The sequence below is a fragment of the Methylobacterium tarhaniae genome, assembly GCF_001043955.1.
In the GTDB taxonomy this organism is placed as follows: Bacteria; Pseudomonadota; Alphaproteobacteria; order Rhizobiales; family Beijerinckiaceae; genus Methylobacterium; species Methylobacterium tarhaniae.
The window spans coordinates 1-1682 of the sequence record NZ_LABZ01000281.1 but is presented as its reverse complement, the minus strand read 5'-3'; the positions used below and the strand labels follow the sequence as shown (position 1 = coordinate 1682).

Genomic DNA, 1682 nt, shown 5'->3' with positions numbered 1-1682 from the left:
CTGCGCGAGCCGGCCTTCGCCACAGCCGTAATCGAGAACGCTGTCGCAGGCGAACGCGTCCATGAGCCGCTTGACGCTCTCGCCCCCGCGATGGCCGCCGACGCCGTCGTTGGACCGCCCGTGCAGCTCCTGTTGCAGGCGGCGATCGGAGTCCGAGATCAGGGCCACGTTCTACCTCTACCCACGTACGGGATCTCTCGCTTTCAAGTTCGACGCCGGAACCTTCGCGTCGTGAGCCGTGCAGCCCCCCACAATGCGCGGCACGACGGGACAGGCGATCCAGACGACAGGACCGCCTACGATCTCCCGACCCGTCGCCCTCATCACGAGCCGCTGGGGCCACCCGACCTGGATCGGGCGGCATCAGCCGTAAGCCGGGTCAGGACCGCCCGGGATCGCTCGCCGCCGCCTGCTGATACAGGTCGCGCTCGCGGATCCACAGGTCACCGTAATCGACGTCCTGGCAGTTCTCGAACCAGGGGCCGCCGTTGGTATAGTGGATCGCCTCGGGCGTGGTCTCCAGCTTGTCGTATTCGCCCTCAAGGAAATTCCAGCCGAGGGGAAGGCTTCCGATCGTCTCGTCCGCGGTCCAGGACAGCCGATGCAGGAAGGCCGGGCTCTGCGTGTTCACGACGGCGGGCACGAGGGCCTTCACGGAGGGATGCGCGCCGTTGAACACCATCAGCGACGACCAGTTCTTGCGCGGGTACGTCGTCTGAACCTGCCCGTCCATCTTGCGCTCGGTGCGCGGCACGTAGTCGTGCTGGACCACGTAGACCGCCTTGCTCCGGTCGAGCCCTTCGATCATCGCCGCGATGTCGGCCGTGAAGAGGAAGTCGCAGTCGACGAAGACCGACCAGCCATCGCTTGCCGCGATGTAGGGAACGAGGAAGCGCGTCAGGGAGAATTCCGTGGCCGCCCCCTTGTCGGCGGGTCTCGTGTACAAGCCGAGTTCCCGCACGGTGGCCTGCTTGAGCGGATAGATCTCGAGATCGACCTTGGAATGCCGGCGCAGGGAGTGCCGGCACACCTGCCAGGCGATGTCCTCCCGGGTATCGTATCCGACATAGATCTTGGGATCGGTGGGCATCAGCGCGAAACCTCTCAGTAGGGGGATGGTAACAGGGGAACCGGCTGCCACCGGGATCCGATTTCAGCCGGGATGACACGCCGGGCGGCACCATTCCAGGGCTGCCAGAGGACGGTCGAGATGGTACGGCGCAGGTCCTGAGGCGATGTCTCGCCCTTGCGCCGGCAGGTGTCGGTCAGCGGTTCCAACTCGGCCCATCGAGCGTCCGTCAGCGTCGCGTCTCCTCGTTCACGGCGGGGAGGCGCATTTACCGACCCGACGAGTCGAGGCGGCGACAGGCCCTGAACGGCAAGGCCGGTCCTTTCGGCGGTGTCCTGGCGGGAGGGCCCCGCCTCTCACCCGCACGCCGTGGCCGCAAGGGGCCGCGCCTTGGCCACGGCATCGAAGGCCTGCAGGGACGCGATGAATTCGGGCATCGCCCGCAGAGGCAGCATGTTGGGCCCGTCGGACGGGGCCCGGTCGGGGTCGGGATGCGTCTCGGCGAACACGGCCGCCACTCCGATCGCCACGGCGGCCCGGGCGAGGACGGGGACCATGCTGCGGTCGCCGCCCGACGACGTGCCGCGCCCGCCCGGCTGCTGCACGGAGTGGG

Annotated in this window: 1 protein-coding gene and 1 pseudogene; both read right to left on the bottom strand. The window is 67.9% G+C overall.

From position 1 onward, the window contains the following. Positions 1–379: 379 nt before the first annotated feature. The gene (locus VQ03_RS28625; RefSeq protein WP_048454323.1) at positions 380–1090 is read right to left on the bottom strand and encodes a hypothetical protein; all 711 of its coding nucleotides are present in this window, start codon (positions 1088–1090) and stop codon (positions 380–382) included. A 335-nt stretch (positions 1091–1425) separates the two neighbouring features. Next, positions 1426–1682: pseudogene (locus VQ03_RS28620) on the bottom strand (3-deoxy-8-phosphooctulonate synthase); the annotation flags it as partial.

Bases quoted from the DNA above. Each gene is read 5' to 3' on its own strand.
- VQ03_RS28625 (WP_048454323.1), bottom strand. From the start codon at position 1,090: ATGCCCACCGATCCCAAGATCTATGTCGGATACGATACCCGGGAGGAC.